Annotated in this window: 16 protein-coding genes and 1 tRNA gene; all 17 read left to right on the top strand. The window is 59.3% G+C overall.

Annotated elements, in window-relative coordinates; genetic code table 11:
* Positions 1 to 37 precede the first annotated feature (37 nt).
* The 17 genes from AC5P8D_RS06790 to AC5P8D_RS06710 all read left to right on the top strand — a co-directional run bounded on the left by AC5P8D_RS06790 (position 38) and on the right by AC5P8D_RS06710 (position 22831).
* Positions 38 to 130, top strand: a tRNA-Ser gene (locus AC5P8D_RS06790).
* A 391-nt stretch (positions 131 to 521) separates the two neighbouring features.
* The gene (locus AC5P8D_RS06785; RefSeq protein WP_223224815.1) at positions 522 to 1433 is read left to right on the top strand and encodes a BrxR family transcriptional regulator; all 912 of its coding nucleotides are present in this window, start codon (positions 522 to 524) and stop codon (positions 1431 to 1433) included.
* A gap of 62 nt (positions 1434 to 1495) precedes the next feature.
* The gene (locus AC5P8D_RS06780) at positions 1496 to 1996 is read left to right on the top strand and encodes a BrxE family protein (RefSeq protein ID WP_032968954.1); all 501 of its coding nucleotides are present in this window, start codon (positions 1496 to 1498) and stop codon (positions 1994 to 1996) included.
* Between the two features lie 2 nt (positions 1997 to 1998).
* Entirely contained in the window at positions 1999 to 2787 is a 789-nt protein-coding gene (locus AC5P8D_RS06775) for a DUF1819 family protein (RefSeq protein WP_004146418.1), read from the top strand.
* Positions 2768 to 3343: a BREX protein BrxB domain-containing protein gene (locus AC5P8D_RS06770; RefSeq protein ID WP_004146420.1), complete on the top strand. Its 576-nt coding sequence runs from the start codon at positions 2768 to 2770 to the stop codon at positions 3341 to 3343. Before AC5P8D_RS06775 ends, AC5P8D_RS06770 begins: the two co-directional genes overlap by 20 nt.
* A gap of 29 nt (positions 3344 to 3372) precedes the next feature.
* A complete protein-coding gene (brxC, locus tag AC5P8D_RS06765; protein WP_004146422.1) occupies positions 3373 to 6996 on the top strand; it encodes a BREX system P-loop protein BrxC in 3624 nt (1207 codons plus the stop codon).
* Between the two features lie 2 nt (positions 6997 to 6998).
* Positions 6999 to 8330, top strand: coding sequence for an AAA family ATPase (locus AC5P8D_RS06760; RefSeq protein ID WP_004146423.1), 1332 nt, complete (start codon positions 6999 to 7001; stop codon positions 8328 to 8330).
* Complete coding sequence (locus AC5P8D_RS06755; RefSeq protein ID WP_032968944.1) at positions 8323 to 8808, top strand: hypothetical protein; 486 nt, start codon at positions 8323 to 8325, stop codon at positions 8806 to 8808. The genes AC5P8D_RS06760 and AC5P8D_RS06755 overlap by 8 nt, the downstream gene beginning before the upstream one ends.
* A 3-nt stretch (positions 8809 to 8811) precedes the next feature.
* Positions 8812 to 10704, top strand: coding sequence for an Eco57I restriction-modification methylase domain-containing protein (locus AC5P8D_RS06750; RefSeq protein WP_062607677.1), 1893 nt, complete (start codon positions 8812 to 8814; stop codon positions 10702 to 10704).
* Positions 10701 to 12590, top strand: coding sequence for a BREX-1 system adenine-specific DNA-methyltransferase PglX (locus AC5P8D_RS06745; RefSeq protein ID WP_032968946.1), 1890 nt, complete (start codon positions 10701 to 10703; stop codon positions 12588 to 12590). The genes AC5P8D_RS06750 and AC5P8D_RS06745 overlap by 4 nt, the downstream gene beginning before the upstream one ends.
* Positions 12587 to 14395, top strand: a complete 1809-nt coding sequence (locus AC5P8D_RS06740; protein ID WP_004146426.1) for a DUF262 domain-containing protein — start codon at positions 12587 to 12589, stop codon at positions 14393 to 14395. The genes AC5P8D_RS06745 and AC5P8D_RS06740 overlap by 4 nt, the downstream gene beginning before the upstream one ends.
* Complete coding sequence (locus tag AC5P8D_RS06735; protein WP_004146427.1) at positions 14392 to 16917, top strand: PglZ domain-containing protein; 2526 nt, start codon at positions 14392 to 14394, stop codon at positions 16915 to 16917. Before AC5P8D_RS06740 ends, AC5P8D_RS06735 begins: the two co-directional genes overlap by 4 nt.
* Positions 16918 to 16922: 5 nt before the next feature.
* Positions 16923 to 19031, top strand: a complete 2109-nt coding sequence (gene brxL, locus AC5P8D_RS06730; protein ID WP_032968948.1) for a BREX system Lon protease-like protein BrxL — start codon at positions 16923 to 16925, stop codon at positions 19029 to 19031.
* Positions 19032 to 19372: 341 nt separating this feature from the next.
* Positions 19373 to 20329, top strand: a complete 957-nt coding sequence (locus AC5P8D_RS06725) for a DUF932 domain-containing protein (RefSeq protein WP_049450099.1) — start codon at positions 19373 to 19375, stop codon at positions 20327 to 20329.
* Complete coding sequence (locus AC5P8D_RS06720; protein ID WP_004146430.1) at positions 20329 to 20838, top strand: JAB domain-containing protein; 510 nt, start codon at positions 20329 to 20331, stop codon at positions 20836 to 20838. Before AC5P8D_RS06725 ends, AC5P8D_RS06720 begins: the two co-directional genes overlap by 1 nt.
* A gap of 122 nt (positions 20839 to 20960) precedes the next feature.
* The gene (locus AC5P8D_RS06715; protein WP_049450097.1) at positions 20961 to 21950 is read left to right on the top strand and encodes a YqaJ viral recombinase family nuclease; all 990 of its coding nucleotides are present in this window, start codon (positions 20961 to 20963) and stop codon (positions 21948 to 21950) included.
* Complete coding sequence (locus tag AC5P8D_RS06710; RefSeq protein ID WP_004146434.1) at positions 21944 to 22831, top strand: recombination directionality factor; 888 nt, start codon at positions 21944 to 21946, stop codon at positions 22829 to 22831. Before AC5P8D_RS06715 ends, AC5P8D_RS06710 begins: the two co-directional genes overlap by 7 nt.
* Positions 22832 to 23030 lie beyond the last annotated feature (199 nt).

Below are 23030 nucleotides of genomic sequence, written 5' to 3'. Positions count from 1 at the left end.
GCGCCCCTGCTGAGGCGTTTGCCGACGGCAGGGATCCGGAGAGGTGTCCGAGTGGTTGAAGGAGCACGCCTGGAAAGTGTGTAAGCGTCTAAACCGCGCTTCGGGGGTTCGAATCCCCCTCTCTCCGCCAGATAATTGAACTAAGCCCTTGAGTTTCAAGGGCTTTTTTCATTTCTGGCTTAGCTAGTATGCCATCTGGTATGCCATGGGAAGCTGGCTGCTGCTGGACCATTCTGGACATCTTGGAGCCTATAAGCGGCGCGCATCGGCCTTGCTGGTCAAAGCGTTCGCATGCCAGTGCTTATGGCAGCTAATCTTGATACCTGTTGTGGCCTGATGGCCGCTAGTCGAGCTTATTCAGGTAGAGATGGGCTTCGAAGGAAGATGGTTATCAAAATGCAACCCTTGTGCGATCATCATGCTAGTGTCCGGGTAGTTGCTGATGGATAGCAGGCTTTCACCGATGGATCCACAAGGAATTGCTGACCCGGATGTGCGATCTTTCCGGGTGCACACGGATGATGAACGAACGCTTCACAGATTTGACCCAGCCACAGCGCGATCGTCTCGCGTTCGTGGAATTGCGCGTGCGCTTCATCGGGGAGATACGCCGTCAGGACTTGGTCACGCGGTTTGGCATCCAGTCCGCCGCCGCATCCAGGGACTTGGCGCTGTACAAGGAGTTGGCCTCGGGCAACATCGACTACGACTCCAAGGTCAAGTCCTACGTATTGGGGCCGGACTTCCAGCCCATCTTCGACTTCCCTCCGGAGCGGGTGCTGTCGTGGTTGACCCAGGGCTTTGGCGACGGTGAGCCTATGCGGCTCAAGGCATGGGTGATGAGCGAGAGCCCGTCACGGCTCGCGCATCCGGATCTGGACGTGCTAGCGAGCGTGACCCGGGCGATCCACCAGGAGTGTCCGCTCGGCATTGAGTACTGCTCCATCTCCAGTGGTCGCACCGAGCGGGAGATCGTCCCGTTCGCGTTGATCGACAACGGCTTGCGCTGGCTCGTCCGCGCCTTCGACCGCAAATCGCAGGAATTCCGGGATTTCGTCATTAACCGGATCAAGTGCCCCGTGGCGCTTAAGGCGCAGCTAGTGGCGCCCCACGAGATGAGTGATCAGGACATCCAGTGGACCAGGATCGTGGAACTGGAGTTGGTGCCGCACCCCAATCAACCCCGTCCCGAGATCGCGGAGATGGATTACGGCATGACTGGCGGCATGGTGAAGATGAAGCTTCGGGCAGCGACTGCCGGCTACATCCTGCGCAAGTGGAGCGTCGACTGCACCGCAGACCACAGCCTTCGTGGGCCGGAGTACAGACTATGGCTGAAGGACCACTTGGCCTTGTACGGCGTCAAGAACGCCGTGCTGGCACCAGGGTATGCACCCTTGGATGCGGCCCGAGCAGGAGCGGAATGTGACTGAACAATAGCTACCACTGCCGGCGCCGGTCGCGTCGGTAGAACAAACGAATGACGAGAATTGAGATGAAAGAATCCTACCTACCGACATTGCTGCAGATGAGGATGCTTGTCGGCTTCCTTGGCGAGCGTGCTCAGTACGCCTGGTGGCCAACGGCGTTCTATGAGGCATCAAACAAGCTCTTCCTGGAGCCGGTCTTCTCGAAAACGTCTCGCCTCGCTCAGTACCACGGTGTGCTGGAAGCAGCCAGACGATTGCACGACGAGCATTTGAGCGTGGGTAGCTACCACCTGTTCCGGTTGCCCGAAGAGGTCGAGCAAGACCTGCACGCGACCGTGCAAAGTAGCGTGGGAGAAGAACTCGCCAGCCAGGCGCCACAAAGCAAAGAGGCTGCGCTTGATGCGTTGAAGCGATTGGCTGCCACGGGCGGCACTTCCAGCGTGGGTCCAACGGCGGTCGGGGGCATCAAGGATCTCGATTCCACCGACACACTGAAGGCTATCGCTGCGGCCTATCTATCGGCGTTCACACAGAACGCCAAAACTTATCCGTATCTGGTGGGGTGATCGTGGCCGACAACACGCCCTACACGACTCAGTTGCAAGCAGGCCTTGGGCTCGTCAACGAAACCAAGACGCTGCTCGACCTGTGGTCGCCTGGCATGTCGGCGAACCAGTTGCATCAGGTCGCACTGGAATCGGGTCGATTCCCCACCGTTACCGCGCGCCGACTTCGCAACATCGTCGTCGAATGCTTCGCTCCACGCTATCTCGTGGCAGGTGGTGCACCAGCAGCACATCTCAAGCGGCTGTCCGCAACGATATCCACGGCTGACCTGACGCAGCTCATGCTCGTTTTTACGAGTCGGGCCAACCCGATCCTTGGCGACTTCGTGCGCCATGTTTACTGGGCTCGATACGCCGGTGGATACACACAGATCACCAATGAAGACGCGCGGACCTTTGTCGAGCGCGGCATTGATGACGGCAAGACCATCAAGCGCTGGTCGGAAACCACTGTACGGCGTGTCTCCGCCTATCTGACCGGATGCTGCGCCGACTACGGAATGCTCGAACGTGGACTGCGCTCAAGCCGTCGCATCCTGCCGTTCCGTATTTCGCCAGCCGTGGCCGCGTACTTGGCCTACGAACTGCATTTTTCCTGTGTCGGTGATAACGCCCTGCTGACTCACGAAGACTGGCAGTTATTTGGCTTGGCGCGCGAAGACGTGCTGGAGGAAATCAAACGGCTCTCGCTGAAGGGGTTGCTCATCGTCCAGGCTGCTGGCGACGTGATTCGCATCAGCTGGAAACAACAAGACATGGAGGCGCTCTGCGATGTCCTCACTCAAAGCTGATTTCGACGAGTTGCGCGAGCGCATCCGCCACGGGCGTGAGCTCGGTCATGCGAGCTTCGAACCGATCTATTACCTCGTCTTCCCGCCAGAACAAATCCTCGAGGTGAAGCGGCAAACGCCCGCTTGGGTGGCCAAGCTGCACCAGGAAGGCTGGGATGTGCACACGTTCTCCATCGCTGAACAGATCTGGGCCCTACTGAAAGACGACCCGTTCTGGTCGCTGTGCGTGATGGAGGACAAGTCAGCGCCCTTGGATTGGCCACGTACCAACAAGGCGCTGGCGGACATCCTGACGGCGGATAACGGCCTGCTGAAGCGGCTGGAGGATGCCCTGCAGCCGCTCGAAGGCCAGCAGAACGCGCTGCTGTTGGTAACGGATCTTGAGGCACTGCATCCGTTTATGCGCATCGGCGCCATCGAAAGCCAGCTCCAGGGCAAGTTTCACGTGCCGACGATTTTTCTGTACCCCGGCGTGCGAACCGGCAAGACACGCCTGAAGTTTCTCGGCTTCTACCCGGAAGACGGCAATTACCGCTCCGTTCACGTCGGCGGCTGAACAGACAAAAGAACCCTGGGACAAACCATATGACCATTCGCTCACTCTTCGACCCAAGCAAGGACATCTACCGGACCATCGAGAAGGTCATCACCTATGGCGCCTCGCAAGAAGGCCGCCTCAAGGCTGAGATCTCCGAGTACGTGGTCACCGAGAGCATTGAGGAGCAGTTTCGCAAGCTCCTCGATCGCATGCAGCTCGCGATGGAGTCCGGTGGCGAGAATGAGGTGGGCGTTTGGGTCTCGGGCTTTTACGGCTCCGGTAAGAGCTCGTTTACCAAGTACCTCGGCTTGGCGTTTGATGATCAGCGCACCATCGACGGCACTCCGTTCATCAAATACCTGCAGGACCGCCTGCACAAGCCGCAGACCAAGGCTCTCCTCAGCACCGTGGCGCAGCGCTTCCCGGCCGCCGTGGTCATGCTGGACCTGGCCAGTGAAATGCTCGCCGGCGCCACCATGGAAGACGTCTCCACCGTCCTCTACTTCAAGGTGCTGCAGTGGGCCGGCTACTCGCGCAACCTGAAGGTTGCCGCTTTTGAGCGTATGGTCGAGAAGGACGGCCGCACGCCCGAACTCCATGAGCGCATCGCCCAGGCGCTACCAGGTGCCACCTGGGCTCGCGTGCAGAACAACCCACTGGCCATCGATGGCTTGATCCCGAAGATCGCCCATGAGATGTACCCGGCACTCTTCCCGGAGGCCAAGTCATTCTCGTCCAGCACCGAAGGCTTCTTCCAGTTCGAAGACCAGCGCGTGCAAGAGATGATCGACATCGTCCGCGAGAAGAGCGGCAAGCAGAACATCATCTTCATCGTCGACGAAGTTGGGCAGTACGTAGCCTCGCGCGACAACCTGATCCTAAACCTCGATGGTCTGGCCAAGAACCTCAAGAGGCTGGGCGATGGCAAGGCCTGGATCATCTCCACTGCGCAGCAGACCCTTACTGAGGACGATCCTCGCGCAGCGCTGAACTCGGACAAGCTCTATAAGCTGAAAGACCGCTTTCCGATTCAGATCGACCTGGAATCGAGCGACATCAAAGAGATCTGCTACCGACGTCTGCTCGGCAAATCACCGGCTGGCGAGACTGAGCTGGGCAAGCTGTTCGAAGCCCACGGCCAGGCGCTGCGGCACAACACCAAGCTGCAAGACGCCAAGTATTACGACGCGGACTTCAGCAAAGAGAGCTTCACCAATCTCTACCCATTCCTGCCGGCTCACTTCGACATCCTGCTGCACCTGCTGGGTGCACTGGCCAAGTCCACTGGCGGTATCGGCCTGCGCTCTGCGATCAAGGTGATCCAGGATGTCCTCAAGGGTGAAGGCGGCTCCAAGGCCATGGCCGATCAGCCCGTGGGCTGGCTCGCCACCACGGTCACCCTGTACGACGAGCTGGAAAAGGATATCCGCCGCGCCTTCACGTCTATTCATCAAGCGGTTGGCAAGGTCCAGATTCGCTTCCCGGATTCGCAGCTCCATCAGGACATCGCCAAGTCCGTCGCCGTGCTGCAGATTCTGGGCAACCTGCCGGTGTCAGTGCAGAACGTCGCCAGCCTGATGCATCCCTCCGTCACAGCAGCTTCGCAGCTCGACACGGTCAAGAAGGCCGTTGAAGAAATGCTGGGCGACGTGCATGTGCCGCTGGGCGAAAAGGATGGCAGCCTGGTATTCCTCAGCGAGAAGCTGCGAGATATCGAACAGGAGCGCGGCGCCATTGCACTGCGCACTGTCGACGTGAAACGCATCTTCAACGATGCACTGCGTGAGACCTTCGATCCGCTGCCCCGTGTCACCCTCCACGGCACGATGGCCGTCGCAACGGGCCTGAAGGTCCAGGCCGGCAGCGCCATCACCAGTCTGGCCGGTGATCAGAGCACCATCCAGACCGTTGTCGAGTTGGTGCCTGCCAGCGACTACGAGACCGCCAAGAACCGGATGCTGGATGACTCCCGCAGCCGCGCGGGCCGGAATGTCATCGGGCTCTTGGCTCGCGCCAATTCCGAACTCGACGATCTGGCAAACGAAATCTATCGCTGCCAGCGCATCGCCGAACTGCACCGCAACGAGCCCGACCAAGAGGTCAAGGACTACTGCACCGGCCAGCTCGACCGCGCCGCCAAGCTAGCGACCCAACTGCAGAGCAAGATCAAGCAAACCCTGCAAGCGGGCTCGTTTGTCTTCCGGGGCCAGGCTACGGCGGTATCGGCGCTGGATGCTGATCTGTTGGAGGCCGCCAAGAAGCTGCTCTCCGATGTGGCCGACCAAGTCTTCGACCGCTATGTCGAAGCCCCAGTACGCGCCGGAACCGACACCGCCGAGAAGTTCCTGAAAGTCGCCAACCCCGCAGCCATCAGCAGTGCACTGGACCCGCTCGGTTTGGTGCAAACCGTGGCCGGTCGTGCCTCGTTCAAAACCGACCATAAAGCGATGATCAGCATCCGCGACTACATCGACAAGCGCGGCACGGTCGATGGCAAGCGCCTGCTCGACGACTTCAGCAGCGCCCCGTTCGGGTGGTCGCCGGACACCACGCGGTACATAGTCGCGGCCATGCTTATGGCTGGAGAGATCAAGCTCAAGGTCTCGGGACGCGAAGTCACGGCCGCTGGGCAACAGGCCATCGATGCCCTGAAGACCAACAACTCCTTCAAGCAGATCGGCGTGGCCCTGCGCGACGAGCGCCCGTCCATCGAAATGCTCGGTCGGGCGGCAGAGCGGCTCACTGAACTGGTCGGTGACATGGTGATCCCGCTTGAGCAAGAGATCAGCAAGGCGGCGGCCAAGCACTTCCCGCGCTTCCAGCACGATTACGGCTCCTTGGCTGAAAAGCTCAGCGGCCTTGGGCTGGCGGGTAGCGAACGCATCCGTACTTTGAACCAGGACATTGCCGATGTCCTGTTCACCGATGCCTCCGACGCCCCGCAGCGCCTGGGTGCCGAAACCTCCGCCATTTACGACAATCTCAAGTGGGCCCTCGAAGTGAAGCGGGTGCTCGACAACGGGCTCGACGCCACCCTACGTGATTTGCAAGCTCATCGCCGCGACATCGAGGCATTGCCGGATACCGGTGTGCCAGGGGAGCTGCGCCGCGAACTTGCCGAAGATCTGGGAACCCTGTCAGAGCGCCTGGGCAAAGAAGACTTCTACAAACACACCGCCGACTTCAATTCGCAGCTCACCCATCTGAAGGGCCGCGTGCGCGATGCGGTCATCACGCTCTCCGACCAGCAAAAACTGCGTTTGAAGGAAGGTGTCGAGGATCTGCAGCGCATCCCCGAGTGGGAAGAGCTCACCCAGGAGGAGCGCGGCAACGCCGTGAACCGGCTGGACGGACTCGCCCTGGCTGCTACACAGGATCTGGCCGGACTCAAGAAGCTACTGGCCCGCGACTACGACATCAACAGCACTCTCGAAGACCTTAAGCGCTTCATTCAACGCCAGGGTCAGGAACGGCTTCGCCAGCGCATGGAAGAAGAGCGCGCCAAGACCGGCGGAAAAGGACCGGTCAAGCTCACCAAGTCAATTGCCGTGCCGGTGAAGATGACCTCTGCGGCAGACATCGACGCGCTGATTCAACAGCTCCACGAGATCAAGGCTCAGCTCGCGCTGTATGCCGAGATCGAAGTGTCATTTGCGCTCAAAGGAGAGTGACCATGCTCACGGCCATCACTTTGGAAGACTTCAAAAGCTACCGACAGGCAACATTACCGCTGTCTGCACTGACGGTACTGATCGGTGCTAATGCCTCAGGTAAGAGCAATGTCATCGAATGCTTGCGACTCTTGTCCTGGCTGGCTCAAGGGCAAAAACTTTCGGCTATCCGGTTTGCTGTGCAAAGCGGTGATCAAGTCGTGCGCGGTAAGCTTGAGGATTTGGCTTATCACCGTGGCGAGTCCTTTGGTTTGGGCGCGTATACGAATGCCACCGAGTGGAATCAGCTCAGTATGCGAATTGGCCGCCGCACGGATGGTCTGCATATCACAGAGGAAACCCTGACTCACACAGGTGCTTCTGTGCCGCTGTACACAATGGATCAACCCTCAAATGGCCAGGGCACTGACGCCAGAGTGGCGTACAACAACTTCGCAAAAGGCGGCAGAAAGCCACGTGTGACGTGCACTGACCAAGCGGCAATATTCACGCAGCTAACGAGCCCAGCTACTTTCGACGCGGCGCACAAAACATCGCGAGAGCGAATTCCTCCGATTACTAAAGACTTGGAGCAATTGCTTGCTGCCATTCTTTTTCTCGATCCCGTGCCAGCACAAATGCGTGAGTATGCGTTTCCCTCTGACAAAGACTTGCAAGGCAACGGCCGCAACGTCTCGGCGGTGTTATTCAATCTGTGGGGGCGTGAGGAACAAGCTCAGAATGAGCCTCATGCCAGCAACCGTGTCGCCATTCTAAGTTTCATTCAGAGCTTGCCCGAGCAAGATATCGCCGGCCTGTCCTTCCTAGAGGAGCCGCGCGGTGGCGTGATGGTTCAGCTCACCGAGACCTTTGGTGGCAGGACAGATCAGCGAGATGCTTCTTTGCTCTCCGATGGCACCTTGCGCGTTCTGGCTATTGCCGCTGCGATGTTGTCAGCCCCGGAAGGCAGTCTGGTGGTGATCGAAGAAATCGACAATGGCGTACACCCCAGCCGGGCTCACCACCTGCTGCAACAAATTCAAAACATCGCTAGCCAGCGCAACCTGCGCGTACTGCTCTCTACCCACAATCCAGCCATGCTGGATGCGTTGCCGGACAGTGCTGTACCTGATGTGGTTTTTTGCTATCGCCACCCTGAAGACGGCGCCAGCCGCCTGGTGCGCCTGGCCGATGTTCCTGACTATCCAGAACTGATAGCTCAAGGCACCCTGGGCCACCTGATGACCTCTGGTGCGTTGGAGCGCTTCGTCAAGTATCACCCAACGGGTGATGCACGCAAACAGCGTGCGCTGGATTGGCTGGCCAAGATGCGTTCGGGAGCCAGCAATGAGTGACATCGTCTTGCTGGATACGTCGGTGTATCTGAATGTTTTGGACGTGCCAGGCTTCAATCAAGATCGAGGCAACATCTTGGACGAATTTGTAGTCCGGGTTGAGCAAGGCGATTATTTCCTTTTGCCAATGGCTACCATTTGGGAGACTGGTGATCATATTGCCGACCTGGTCGATGGCCGTCTGCGTCGCCAGTTTGCTCAGTCACTCGTCGAGCAAGTTACACAGGCGTTCAATAACAAGGCGCCCTTTAGAACAACTTATTTTCCCGATAGCGAAGTCTTTCTACGCTGGCTTGGCGATTTCCCTGGCTATGCGCAACGCAATAAGTCAGACCGTCAAACTCGTGAAGGCGTCAGCCTCAGTGACCTCTCCATCATCAAAGAATGGGAGCAAACTCGCGACCGCCATGCCATGTCGCGTGTGTTGATTTGGTCGCTGGATCGAGATCTCGCCGCCTACGATACTGGAGCGCGCTAATCCATGGCCTTCGACCAAACAACAAGAAACCGCCTCCAGCGCTTCGTCAACGACGCGCGCCGCGTGCTGGAAGAGGAATTCACCCGCCAGCTGCAGAACGACTACGGCATGGACCCCAACGCGGGCACCGTGGCGGAGCTAGCCAGCCTGCGCCATATCAACGACGCGCAGCGCGAAACTGCCCGCATCCTGCGCGACACCCTGGCGCACTACACAGCCAGCGGCGACATGAACGCCATGCAGGGGCTGGATCGCATCGTGCGCGAGCAGGCCTTTACCGTGCTCAACCGCCTGGCAGCGCTGCGCATGGCGGAAGCGCGGGGGCTGCTGATCGAGTCGGTGGGCAACGGCTTCCAGGCCAAGGGCTTTCAGCTCTATGCGCGACTGGCCGGCACCGGCCTGGGTGAAACCGGCGATGCCTACCGTGTGTACCTGTTCAGTGTGTTTGATGAACTCGCGCAAGACCTGCCGGGCCTGTTCGACCGCTACTCACCGCAGGGCCGCCTGTTCCCGCGCGAGGCGGCACTGCTGCAAGTGCTGAACCTGATCAACGATGCCGACATCGCCCCACTGTGGAGCGAGGACGAAACCATCGGCTGGATCTACCAGTACTTCAACTCCAAAGAAGAGCGCAAAGCCATGCGCGATGCCAGCCAGGCGCCGCGCAACAGCCGCGAATTGGCCGTGCGCAACCAGTTCTTTACTCCGCGCTACGTGGTGGAGTTTCTGGTGGACAACACCCTCGGGCGTCTCTGGTTCAACGCGACCGGTGGGGTCACCGGCCTTCGGGAGCGCTGCCAGTACCTGCTGGTCAAGCCCGACGAAACGCTTCAAGCAGCCACCAAGCTGCGCGACCCGCGCACCCTCAAACTGCTGGACCCGGCCTGCGGCTCCATGCACTTCGGCCTGTATGCCTTCGATCTCTTTGCCGAGATCTATCGCGAGGCCTGGGCCTGGGAACAACAGCACGGGCCGGGCTCGCTGGAAGTCTCGACCCAGCCCCAGGCTGCGCTCAAACCACTGAGCCAGACCTATGAGGACGAAGCGGCATTCCTGTGCGACGTGCCGCGCCTGATCATCGAGCACAATATCTATGGCGTGGACATCGACCCGCGCGCCGCGCAGATCGCCTCGCTGGCGCTGTGGCTGCGGGCGCAACGTGCTTGGCACGACGCAGGAGTGAAGGCCAAAGACCGCCCGCTGATCGGGCGGGGCCATGTGGTGGCCGCCATTGCGCCGCCGGCAGAGCGTGAGTTGCGCCAGCAGTTTGCGGCCAACCTCGATCAGCGCGACGCCGAGCTATTCGAGAAGACGCTGCAACTGCTCAAGGGCCTGCCGGAGCTGGGTGTGCTGCTCCAGGTCGAGCGCGAACTGCCGAACTTGATTCGCCAGGTCTATGTCGGCAAAGGCACCGGCCTGTTTGCTGCGCAGGAGCAAGAGAACTGGCAGCAAGCGGAGGCGCGCCTGCGTGAGGCGCTGACCGAGTTTGCCCAGGCGGCGAAATCCACCTACCAAGGGCGGCTTTTTGCACAGGACGCATTGCAAGGTCTCCGGCTCATCGATCTATGCCGTGAAGTGTTCGATGTCGTGGTGATGAATCCGCCTTTTGGCGCACTGGCTGCCAACACAAAGAACCAGCTCGCCAAAGCCTACCCGCGCAGCAAGAACGACCTGCTGGCCATCATGGTCGAGCGTGGCCTGGAACTGCTGCGCTCTGGAGGGCGCATTGGCGCCATTACATCGCGCACTTGCTTCTTCCTCTCTAGTTTTCAGAAGTGGCGGGAGGATGTGGTGCTGGGCGTTGCCCGCCCCGAAGTGATGGCCGACCTTGGGCTTGGAGTAATGGACGATGCAATGGTCGAGGCTGCTGCCTATGTATTGGAGAAACAGGCATGACAATCTTTCTACGCCTGCTAGCGGATAAAGATAAAGCCACTAATTTGCTGGCCAGTTGCAGCGCCTTGCGTACAGGACAGAGTGATGCGCGGTCATTTCAGGTGGCGCCGGAATCGTTCCGGGCAGTACCGGGCTCGCCATTCGCTTATTGGGTGAGCGGAGAGGTACGTGAAAAGTTCAGCCAATTTGACAGATTTGAGTGTGATGGCCGGTTTGTAAAACACGGGCTTACGACTGGAAACGACGATCGTTTCCTGCGGGCATGGTGGGAATCTATGAACCCTGATGGGTGGTTGCCGTTTGCAAAAGGCGGCAGTCATTCACCTTACTATGCGGACCAACAGCTCCTCCTGAAATGGGTGGATGAAGGGGGCGAGTTGCGGGCTGGCTATCAAACAAAGGCGATCGCTGGCACACGGCTTGACGGTAATGAGTATTTCGGTCGCAAGGGGTTGACGTGGCCGCTGCGATCGCGAAGCTTTTCACCTCAAGCACTGGCGAGCGCAAGTAGCTTTTCAGCCCGTGGATACTGCGCATTCTTCCCAGAGGGAGATGAATTGATAGCGCTGGCGTTATTTAATAGTCAAGCCTTTGATTATCTCTTTAAGGTTGCTCTAGGTCGCTTTGGGTTCCCCGAGTTTATCGTCGGTATTTTGCAGTTGCTTCCCTGGCCCTCGATTGGAGATGCACAATCATCTCAGCTGGCAAGATTGTCGTGCCGCGCCTGGTCCCTCAAGCGCACATTGGACACCATCGAAGAGACCTCTCATGCGTTTGCGCTGCCTGCCGCGCTGCGCTCTCGCCTGGGCGATTACGACCCTCCCGCTATTGAAGCAGAGCTTGCCCGCATTCAGGCTGAGATCGACGCCATCGCCTTCGACCTCTATGGCTTTTCCGATACCGACCGCACCGCCGTACAGGCCAGCCAGGGGGCGGCGAGCGCAGCGGACGAACTCCTCGACGAGGAGGCCGACGACGAAGACCGCGTAGCGCCGGGCGACCACACGGCGGGCCTGTTAAGTTGGACTGTCGGCGTGGCATTTGGCCGTTTCGACTGGCGCTTGGCCATCGGCGAGCGCGCCGCACCTGCCGAGCCGGAACCCTTCGAGCCACTGCCTGCCAAGAGCCCAGGCATGCTGCCGGGCGGGGCCGCGCCCTTCCATGTGCACGAAGGCATCCTGGTGGACGACCAAGGGCACCCGCATGACCTCGCGCGTCTGGTGGAGGAGGTATTGGCTCGCGTGGATATCGCGGTGCCGGAAGACGTGCGTCGCTGGCTGCAACGGGATTTCTTTGCTTTCCACCTGCAGCGCTACACCAAGAGCCGCCGCAAAGCGCCTATCTACTGGCCGCTGTCCACCGCATCTGGCAGCTACACGCTGTGGGTTTATTACCCCAGCCTCAGCAGCCAGACACTGTATACGGCGATCAACGACTTCGTCGAACCCAAGCTCAAACAAGTCGGCGCTGACGTGACGGCTCTGCGCAACAAGGGTTCTGCTCGGACCCGTGACGACGAAAAGCAGTTCGAGACGTTGCAAGCTTTCGAGCTGGAGTTGATCGAGCTACGTGACACCCTGCTCAAGCTCGCGCCAACCTACAAGCCCAATCACGATGATGGCGTGCAGATCAGCGCCGCGCCGCTGTGGCCGCTGTTCCGCCACAAGCCCTGGCAGAAGGTGCTCAAAGACACCTGGGCCAAGCTGGAAAAAGGCGACTACGACTGGGCGATGCTCGCCATGAACTACTGGCCCGAGCGCGTTCGCGAGAAGTGCAAGACCGACAAGTCGCTCGCCATCGCGCATGGCCTGGAGGATTTGTACATCGAGCCCGAGGTAGCGCCGAAGAAGACGCGCGGCAGAAAGAAGACCGGAGGCGATGAATGATTCAGGACGTCAAAGCGCTGCCGGTCAGCTTCTACTTCAGCCCCGATGGGACCACGTCGTTCTTCATTCCCAAGTACCAACGCGAGTATGTATGGGGCGGCAAGAACTGGGACGCGCTGTTCAACGACCTGGAGGAGTCGCCAAGTGGGCACTTTCTGGGCTCCATCATCTGCGTGAACACCCAGCAAGATGGCATGGCCGGTGGCCGACTTGAGCTGATCGACGGCCAGCAGCGGTTTACCACCATCAGCCTGTTGTTCTGTGCGTTCTACGACAAGCTGAATGCCATTCCGAATCCGGATCGCCGTCTGCTGGTGGAGCTGGACAACCTGGAAAGCCGCATCTTCGTCCGCACTTCTGGCCAGTGGCGTCTGGAGCCCAGCGAGCAAGCGCAGAACAAGACAGATTTCCAGAAGGTGCTGAGCGATCTGTTTCCCAAGCAGGTGAAAGCGCCGAAGGGCTTGAGCAATTTCGGAAACCGCCGCATTGCGCGCGCCTACCGCTACTTCTGTGAGCGACTGGAAGGGCTGAGCCAGGACAGCGCACTGGCCCTGCTGGAAAAGCTCAAAGCGGCCATGCTGGTCAAGATCGAGGTGCGCAGCCATTCCGACGCATTCATGTTGTTCGAGTCGATTAACAACCGGGGTATCCCGCTCTCGGCCATCGACATCATCAAGAACAACCTGCTGGCCGAGTTGGACAAGCGTCCGGACTATGGCATCGACCGGGCATTTGACGAGTGGAAAGACCTGATCGACCTGTTGCCCGACCCGGCGGTGCAGGAGCGCTTCCTGCGCCAGCTTTACAACATGTTCAAGTACCTCAAGCGGGTCGAGGTCAAAGGTTGTACCCGCGCCACGCGCTCGAACCTGATCACCATCTACGACACCCTGCTGCGCAAGCGACCGGTCTGGCTGTTCGGTGCGCTTCAGGCCAAGGGCAAAACCTACTCGGCGCTGCTCAATCCCATGGTTGCACGCGCGGAATGGGGCGACGCTGCCGCAGCGGCCTTGCAAGACCTGCAGCGCCTAGGAGCCGCGCCGGCTTACGCATTCTTGTTGTGGGCCAGCCAGGTCGCGCAGAGCCAGAAGTGGAATGAGGGCGACGCATTGAGCCGCTTGGCCGCTTTGCTCACCAAGTGGTTCTTTTGGCGGAACCTCACCGATATGCCGCCGACCCGTGAACTCGACCCGATGTTCATGGAACTGGTCAGCCACCTGCTGACGCAGATTCGCAGTTGCGAGATCACGGCGCTGGACGGCTTCATCCAGCAGAGCAGTAATTGGTTGCTGGGACGGGCAGCCCCGCAGGATGTTTGCGAGTCGCGCCTCAAGGGCGATGTGTACCTGGAGAATTACGACGCCACGCGGTTCATGCTCTGCAAGCTGGAAGAGACACACCAAACCCGTGAAAACAAACGCGACCTGGGGGTGCATGACGCCAATGATCGCCCCGTTTTTACCGTCGAACACATCCTGCCGAAGACCGAAAACTTGGGGCCGGGCTGGGTGACGATGCTCGAAGGGAACCAGAAAGGCACTGCGGCTGCCATTCGCGAGCGCTGTGCGCACCAGCTCGGCAACCTGACCCTGAGTGGCTACAACTCCAAGCTCGGCACGATGGAATTCTTGAAGAAGCGCGATCGCAAGAACGATCAGGGTGATTTCATTGGCTACCGCAACGGCTTGTACCTGAATGCCGACTTGGCCAGCCGAGATGATTGGAACGAGGCCGCCATTACGGCGCGAACAGACAAGATGCTCAAGGAGGTGATGTCCATCCTGAGCCTGCGGGGTGACAAATGACGATTGCAGAATTCATTCGAGAAAGCGTACTGCGGCCGCGTCTGAAGCAAGCTGGCGCCTTGGTGGTGTATGACGCCGACAAGCGCTACCGCGAGCTGTGTTTCGACTTGGCGGCTGACAAGGTGCGGGTGGTAGATGCGTCTGAAAGCAGCATCGAAAGCCGCGAGGCAGCGCTGCTGGCGCTGCGCGATGTAGGACAGCCCAAGGCGCCCTTGGAAGGTGTGTTGATCTATGTTCCCTCCAAGCGGCCAGAGACAGACGAGCAAAAGCAAGCTGATCCATTCGCGCTGTACGCAGAATGCGGCGCGGTGTTCCCGCAAGACGATGGCGACGAGTACCTGAGCCTGTGCCTGCGTGCTAAGCCAGATTACGCGACAGAAATTCGAAGCCTATTTGTGCGCGAACCACGACCGCAGTATGCGGTGATTGACGCCATTGGCGGCGGTGTGAGTTGGCCCCAGTTGCGAGCCACTCTGCGGGTGGAGTCCGGCCGCGAGATTCTGGCCGCATTGCTGGCCCCGAGTGCCAGTCAATCCGAGGCGCTCAAGGGGCAGGAAGGCTGGGTGCAAGAGGCGCGTGATTTCCTCCGAGCCACTCTGGGCCTGAGCGTGAAAACGCGCGGCAAGACCTGGTCCGCCCTGGCGGATGAGCTGTGGCGCTACGTGCTGTTCAGCGAGTTCGTGTTTGATTTGCCGGTGGCATTGCCGGACACCTTGAAGGGGGTGCCGCACGCACCGATGGAAGCCAAACCCATCGTCGAGGATGTGTGCGACCGTCTGCGCAGCGACCCGAAGTCACGCGCGATATACATCGAGCGCGCCGAGACCACCGAGGCGGAGCTCAACCTGACCGATCTGTGCGGTGCGATTGAAGACCTGGGCGAGCGCGACACCTTCCCCTTCGAAGAGCGGACCTTCCTGCGCACTGCGATCAAGGGCATTATCAGCGGTGACACCGATGCCACGCGCCGTGTGCTGACCCGCCACAAGAGTTCGGTATGGCTCGGCAAGGGCGAAAGCCAGGCCCAGTGGGAGCTGGTGCGGTCTGGCTTGAGCCTGGTTGAGGCCTGCGACGATTTTGAGCGCCAGCTACCGGATCACGCCCGCTCGCAAGCGGAGCTGATCGACTTCTACCTGGGCAGCCTGCGTGAAGCAGATCGTCTGCAGCGCGAGTTCGAACAAGCGGCGGGCGACTTCCTCGACCCGCATGGCTTGATGCATGAAGTGATCAGCCAAGCTCGGGCGCGTTATCGCCGTTTGGCAGAGAAGGTTCAGGGCGTGTTTGTGAAGCACGTTGAGTCCGCCGGTTGGCCACCCACTGGGCGCCTGGCCAATGCCGATGCCTTTGATCGGCTGGTGGCTGATCGACTCAAGGAAAGCGGACGCAAAGTGGCCTACCTGATGGTGGACGCCCTGCGTTACGAGTTGGGCGTGGCCCTCGAAAAGCTGCTGGCGGAAGACGGTCCCGTCGAACTGCAAGCGGCCTATGCGCAGCTTCCGACCATCACCCTGGTGGGCATGGCGAGCTTGCTGCCTGGCGCACGCACGGGGCTGACCCTATCACTGGAGAACGATTCCCTGGTGCCCAAGCTGGCGGGCGCGCCGGTGAGCAATGTCCCGCAACGCATGGGTGTGCTGGCCAAGCTGTATGGCGACCGCTTCGCGGAAATGCCGCTGAACGACTTTGTTCGCGGTAAGCCAAAGATTGCCGAAACCGTCGACCTGCTGGTGCTGCGCTCCACGGAAATCGACAGCCAACTGGAAAGCAACCCCGAGACAACGCTCGGGCTGATCCCTGGCACGCTGAAGCTGATCCGCGTGGCACTGCATAAGCTGCGTGGCATGGGCTTCAAAGAGGCGGTCATCGTCACCGACCACGGCTTCTTCCTGAACGCGCAAGCAGAAGCTGGCGATGTATGCGTGAAACCGCAAGGCAAGTGGCCGGTGAATGCCCATGACCGCATGATGCTGGGCGACGGCACAGCGGATGGTCACAGCTTGGTTGTCAGTGCAGAGAAGGTCGGCATTCGCGGTGATTTCACCCAAGTGGCACTACCGCGCAGCATGGCGCCTTATCGCTCAGGGCACCTGTATTTCCACGGCGGAGCATCCCTGGCCGAGGCCGTTGTGCCGGTGTTGGTGGCCAGGTTGGATACCGCTGCTCATGCGGAACTGCGCAAGGTGGTGGTGGAGTTGAGCTACAAGAACGGCGCCAAACGAATAACTACGCGATTGCCGGTCATCGAAGTGATACTGGTGGCCGACGACATGTTCTCGCAAGACATGAGCGTGGAGATCTTGCTGGAAGCGCAAGACAGCAAGGGCAATGTGGTGGGAGAGCCGCGCCCAGGTGGCGATGTGAACCCCGCGACCAGAACTTTGACCCTGATGCCAGGCCAGCGCAAGCAGATTGCGCTGCGAATGGATGATGAGTTCAGAGGCAAGTTCTCGGTCAAAGCGCTGAACCCAACGACTCTGGCTGCCTACAGCAATCTGGCGCTTGAAACCGACTATACGGAATGAGCCCTATGGACGAACTCGACCAAAAACTAAACGCCACATTCGACGGCAAGGTGCTTCGCAAAGACCTGCTGCATCGAATCAAAAAAGGCACCAACGTCCCGACGTTCGTCCTGGAGTTCCTCCTTGCCAAGTATTGCGCCAGCAATGACCAGGCAGAGATGGATGCTGGCATGGAGGCCGTGCTGTCGTCACTGCAGGAGAACTACGTTAGGCCGGACGAGGCCAACGCCGCGCAGTCCAAGGTCGCCACCAAGGGCAAGCATCGCTTCATCGACAAGGTCCATGTCCGTTACGTCGAAAAAGAAAAGCGCCACTGGGCATCGCTGGAGAACTTCAACTCGCAACGCATCGCGATTGGTGAAAAATTCTACCGCGACAACGACAGGTTGCTGGAAGGTGGCATTTGGGCGGAGGTGACCCTGGCGCACAACGACATAGATGAAGACGACTATGCGTTTTCCATTGAGGATCTGCGGCCGATCCAGCTGACTCGTTTTGACTTCGACCGTTATGCAGAGGGGCGCGGGGCATTCACGCGTGATGAGTGGCTCGCGGCGGTGTTACGCTCTGTGGGACTGGAACCCAGCAAGCTCTCGAAGCGCGTGCAGATGCACTTCATCGCCAGGTTGGCTGCGCTGGTTGAGCCCAACTACAACTACATCGAGCTGGGACCACGCGGCACCGGCAAGTCCTATTTCTTCAGTGAATTCTCGCCCTACGCCACCTTGATCTCGGGCGGCCAAGCGACCAAGGCAACGCTGTTCTACAACAACGCGCGCCGCAAGGTGGGCTTGGTTGGCTTCTGGGACACGGTTGCCTTTGACGAGGTTGGCGGGATCAAAGTGCGCGATCCGGACACCATCCAGATCATGAAGGACTTCATGGCCAACGGGCGCTTTTCGCGCGGGGCTGAGGTTATTGCTGATGCCAGTTTGAGCTTCGTTGGCAACATCGACGTGTCCGTGCAGCAGGTGGTCAACTCTAACGAGCACGATCTTTTCCAGCCGTTGCCGCCAGAGCTCGACTTGGCCGTGATGGACCGTTTCGCCGCGTACATTCCAGGCTGGGAGATGCCGAAGAACAGCAGCGAGTTCCTGACCAGCAACTACGGCTTCATCACTGATTATTTGGCCGAGGCCTTCCACTACCAGTTCAAGCACACGAATCGGTATGAGGAAGTGAGCAAGCGCATTCGGCTCGGTAAATCAATCGAGGGGCGCGACGAGAAAGGTATCAAGAAGACCGTCTGTGCATTCTTGAAGGTGCTGCACCCCAACGGGCCGCCGACGGATGAGGAGTTCGAGGAATACGTGGCCTATGCCACGGAGTGCCGCCGCCGCGTCAAGGAGCAGATGAACAAGCGCAAACCGGATGACGAGTTTGCCCGGATCAATCTGTCTTACTTCAAGGCCAGCGGTGAGGAGGTGGTGGTCTTCTGCCCTGAGTCCAAAGATGCATCGGCAACACAGGAGCCAGCTCGCCGTCGCTTGAATCAGGCGGATGGGCAGCCGACTGAGGCAGTCGAAGTGCAACCCACTGCACAAGCGGCACCTGCTGCACTGGAGACTCCAGCGGGCCCGACCCCGGTATCACCGGCCCCGGCTTCGATTGCGGTTGGGCCGTCACCGATCGAGCTCAAGGAACAGCACTTCACCATCCTCTATGGCGACACCGGGTACAGCTATGAGTCGATCCTCGGCCCCTACCTCCAAGGCGCGAAGTCTGTCGTGATCGAAGATCCGTACATTCGTCTGCAACACCAGATTCAGAATTTCGTGCGCTTCTGCGAAACGGTGCTGAAGGCTGGAACCGTGAAGAAGATCAGCCTGATCACCGGCTACGACGATAAGACCCAGTTGGCCGACATCGCTGAGAAGCTCGATGAGTTGAAGCAGAGCCTGCTGGAATTGGATGTCGAGCTGGAAGTGAAGTTGAACCCGAACATGCACGACCGAGAGATTCGTATCGACAACGGCTGGGTGATCAAGATTGGCCGGGGGTTGGACTTCTTCCAAAAGCCCGGAGGGTGGTTCGAGGTAGGCGTAAATGATCTCAGTTTGCGTAAATGTCTTGAGACCAAGGTTGATATATTCAGGGTTGGAATAAATATTTGACCTGATTTTCCATAAAAGAAATTCAGTTTAATTTTATTAATATGATTGTAAAAAATCTCAAGCACATATCATTTTGATGAGGCTGGCGGCTGCTGGCTTCGCGTGTAGATGCTCCGCGATGATGCATCTGCTTTGGATATGGCTGTATGAAAGAAAGATCCGATTGTCTGTACTGTGTTTTGGTCGTCGCAGCATCCATCATCGCTGCGGTTGCTCGATGTGCTCTGTCTTCGGGCAGTGAAGACATCGACCCTTTTAATTGATACTGCATTGGCATACGCACAAGGCCCGGCATCGTCCGGGCCTTGTGCGTTTGTGCCGTAAGAAGCGAGGAAAATACGATGCATCTGGTTGAAACAATGGCCTATGCCGGTGCTAAGCCGTGGCACGGTCTGGGCAATAAGCTTGAACAGCAACAGCCCATTGAGGTCTGGAAGCGTCAGGCAGGCATGGATTGGCAGATCGAGGACTCCGAGGTCCGCTTCATCACGGGTAGCAATGCCATCGGTGCCATCCACTCCTTCCCGGAGCAGAAAGTGCTCTATCGCTCCGATACCAGGGAGCCGTTGGCAGTCGTCTCCAAGCGGTTCAAGGTGGTCCAGCCGGGAGAGATCCTGGAGTTCTACCGTAATCTGACGCAGCACAGTGGCTTTGAACTGGAGACGGCGGGTGTGCTCAAGGGTGGCAAGAAGTTCTGGGCCATGGCTCGTACGGGCCAGAGCACGTCGCTGAAGGGGCGTGACCGGGTGGATGGCTATCTTTTGCTTGCTACTGCCTGTGACGGCACGTTGGCCACCACGGCGCAGTTCACCTCGGTGCGGGTGGTGTGCAACAACACCTTACAGATCGCTCTGGGAGACAGCAGCGGAGCCATCAAGGTCCCGCACCGCAGTCAGTTCGACCCGGATGCTGTGAAGCGCCAGTTGGGGATCACCGTCTCGACCTGGGACAACTTCGTGTCTCGCATGAAAGCCATCTGTGACCGTCCAGTTGACCCCGATACGGTCGATGGTCTGTTGCGACGGGTGCTTACCTACCAAGGCCAGGGCACCACCGCTGAGGTCGTCAACGAGCAGGCGCTGGCCAGTGTCCGTGCCCTGTATGAGGGCGGCGGTCGAGGCGCGTTGTTGCCTTCCAGCCGTGCAACGGCCTGGGGCGTACTCAACAGCGTCACGGAGTACGTTGACCACCACCGACGAGCTCGTAGCGATGATCACCGCCGTGATGCGGCATGGTTCGGTGCTGGAGCTCAGCTCAAGCAGCGCGCGTGGGATGAAGTGATGAAGTTGGTGGCCTGATGGAAGCGCAGGCCTATCACATGACCACATTAGGGGCCGGATCCAATGAGGAGGAGAGCAGGATCCGGGTACGTGAGGACAGGACGATTGCGAGGGCGCTGCAGATCCTGCAGAAACGGGCATCGTTGCCAGGGGAGGTGCTGGGAGGAGCAACCCAGGGTGCATTGTTCTTCCGGCTACGTCTGGGAGGCGAAAACCGCGAGCATTTCGAGGTTGCCTTTCTCAACACGCAGTTCCAGCTCATCGCAGTTGAGCGGCTTTTCTCAGGGACGATTGATGCAGCCGAGGTCCATCCTCGGATCGTGGTTCAGAGGGCACTTGCCCACAATGCATCGGCGGTACTCATGGCTCACAACCATCCAAGCGGTAGCTTGCAGCCCTCTGCGTCAGATCGGGCAGTCACGGCGCGGCTGAAGGCTGCCTTGGACACCGTGGACGTGAGGCTGTTGGACCATTTCGTTGTCACCAGCCATGAGGTGGTCTCGATGGCCTCTCAAGGCATGGTCTGACAGAGCTGCAGCGATCAGTGCTGTCGCTTCGCCCATTCATCTTGCCCACATCGATAGCTTGAAATGAAAGACCTGACCAAGGCCGCCCATCAAGGCGGCCTTTTCTATTCCGGAGATTGCCAATGAGCAAGCACACCGCGTTGCGTTTGGTTGATACGCGTTCACTGGATCGCCAGCAGTGGCTGGAGGTCCGCAATGGCGGCATCGGTAGTTCGGATGCTGCCACCGCCGTCGGGTTGAACCCCTACAAGAGCCAGCTGGAGCTGTGGCAGGAGAAGACGGGCCGCAAGCCAATGGAAGAGATCCCCCCTGGACAAGAGGATCCCCGCTACTGGGGAACCCTGCTCGAACCCATGGTGGCCACGGCCTACCAGGAGCGCACGGGGAACCGGGTACGTCGGGTCAACGCCGTTCTGCAGCACCCGACCTTTCCGCACATGCTGGCCAACCTCGATCGAGAGGTAATTGGTTCCCCGGGGGTCCAAATCCTTGAGTGCAAGACAGCAGGGGAGTTCGGCTCTCGGTTGTGGAAAGACGGGGTTCCCGAGTACGTGCAGCTGCAGGTACAGCATCAGTTGGCAGTGACGGGGAAGCAGGCAGCAGATGTGGCAGTGCTGCTGTGTGGCCAGGCGCTGAGGATCCACCGTATTGAGCGAGACGAAGAGATCATCAGCCGCTTGGTGGTATTGGAGGTCCGGTTCTGGGAGCACGTCATCAATGACATCGAGCCACCAGCCGATGGCTCGGAGTCAGCGGCCAGGGCGTTGCGGAGCTTGTACCCAGGCAAGGACACCGTTGTCGATTTCAGTCAGGACCCGGAATTGGTCGAGACCTTCACCAACCTTGTCTCGTTCACTGAGGCAGTTGCAGAGCAGGAACAGCAGGTAGAACTGCTCAAGCAGACACTGCAGCAAGCCATGGGGGACGCTTCCATTGCCCGGTTCGGCTCACTGGGAGAAGTCATCTACCGCCGTAGTAAGGATGGCACGTCACTGGATACCAAGCGGCTCGCAGCCGAGCACCCGGAGATCGCTGCGGCCTACACGGCAGTCCGTCCGGGGTCGCGCCGATTCCGGATCAACACCACGATCAAAGAGGTCACATCATGCTGAAGGGACTGGCCATAACGCCGCCCGTGATTGGGCGTATTTCCATCGGCCGGGTAGTAGAGCGCAATGGCAAGCGGCTGCCCGAAAAGGACGACCAGTTCACCCTCACCAGCCAGGTACAGAACCGTGATGGCTGGGTGCTGCACCCGCTGGATGAAGAGCTGCGGAAGGCATCGGAGGGTAACAAGCTGCGATCCATCCCGGTGCGCCTGCTCTTCGACGATCCAACCCTGAACCTCCGGGCTGACTATTCGCTGTTCAATCGCGAGAACGGAAGACCGCTGTGTGTAGGCAATGGAGACACCTGCCGGCGTGCTGGGCCTGAAGGCATGGAGACGTTGCCTTGTCCTGGTCCGGATGGGTGTCAGTTTGCCAGTGGGGGCTGCAAAGCCTATGCCCGCTTGAATGTGGTCATTGGGGACGGGGCGGGGGATGTGATGGGTAGCTTTGTTCTGCGCACCACCTCCTACAACACCATCCGCACACTGGCAGCACGGCTGCACTACCTCAGTGCAGTGTCGGGCGGAAGGCTGTCTTGTCTGCCGCTCGAGCTGAAGCTGCGGGGCAAGTCCACGACGATGAGCTACCGATCAGCGATCTACTACGTCGATCTGGTGGTTCGGAGCGGGCTGACGCTCGAACAGGCTGTCGCAGAGGCGATTGAGCGACACGCAACAAGAGCTGCAGCGGGGATCGACCAAGCTGCACTGGATGAGGCGGCGAGACAGGGCTTCGCTAACGGGGCCTTCGAGGACCTGGACGAAGACGTGCCGGCCGTGGTCGAGGAGTTCTATCCATCAGGCCAGGGTGAAGTTGTGCAGGTATCAGCGAACGGAAGTCTCAAGGACAGACTGAAAGCGCAAGCGTCTCGGTTGGTGTCGTAGGAGAGCCGTACCGGTACGGATCTGTATCAGGTACGGACAAGAGGCAGTTCAGGTCCTGAGCGGACATCGGATGGAACGGACCGGTTTGTGGGCGCAAAGGACGAGACATGCCAGGGAGCGAAAGCTCCCTGGTATGTAAGTGTTTGATTTTTCTTTGATCTGGTCGGTTGTGCGCGTCCCTGGAAAAAACCTGGATTTT

The sequence above is a fragment of the Stenotrophomonas sp. YJH_SMC_101-4 genome (assembly GCF_059370395.1).
Note: the sequence above shows the minus strand (reverse complement) of the source record. Positions and strands in the feature narration are given on the sequence as shown.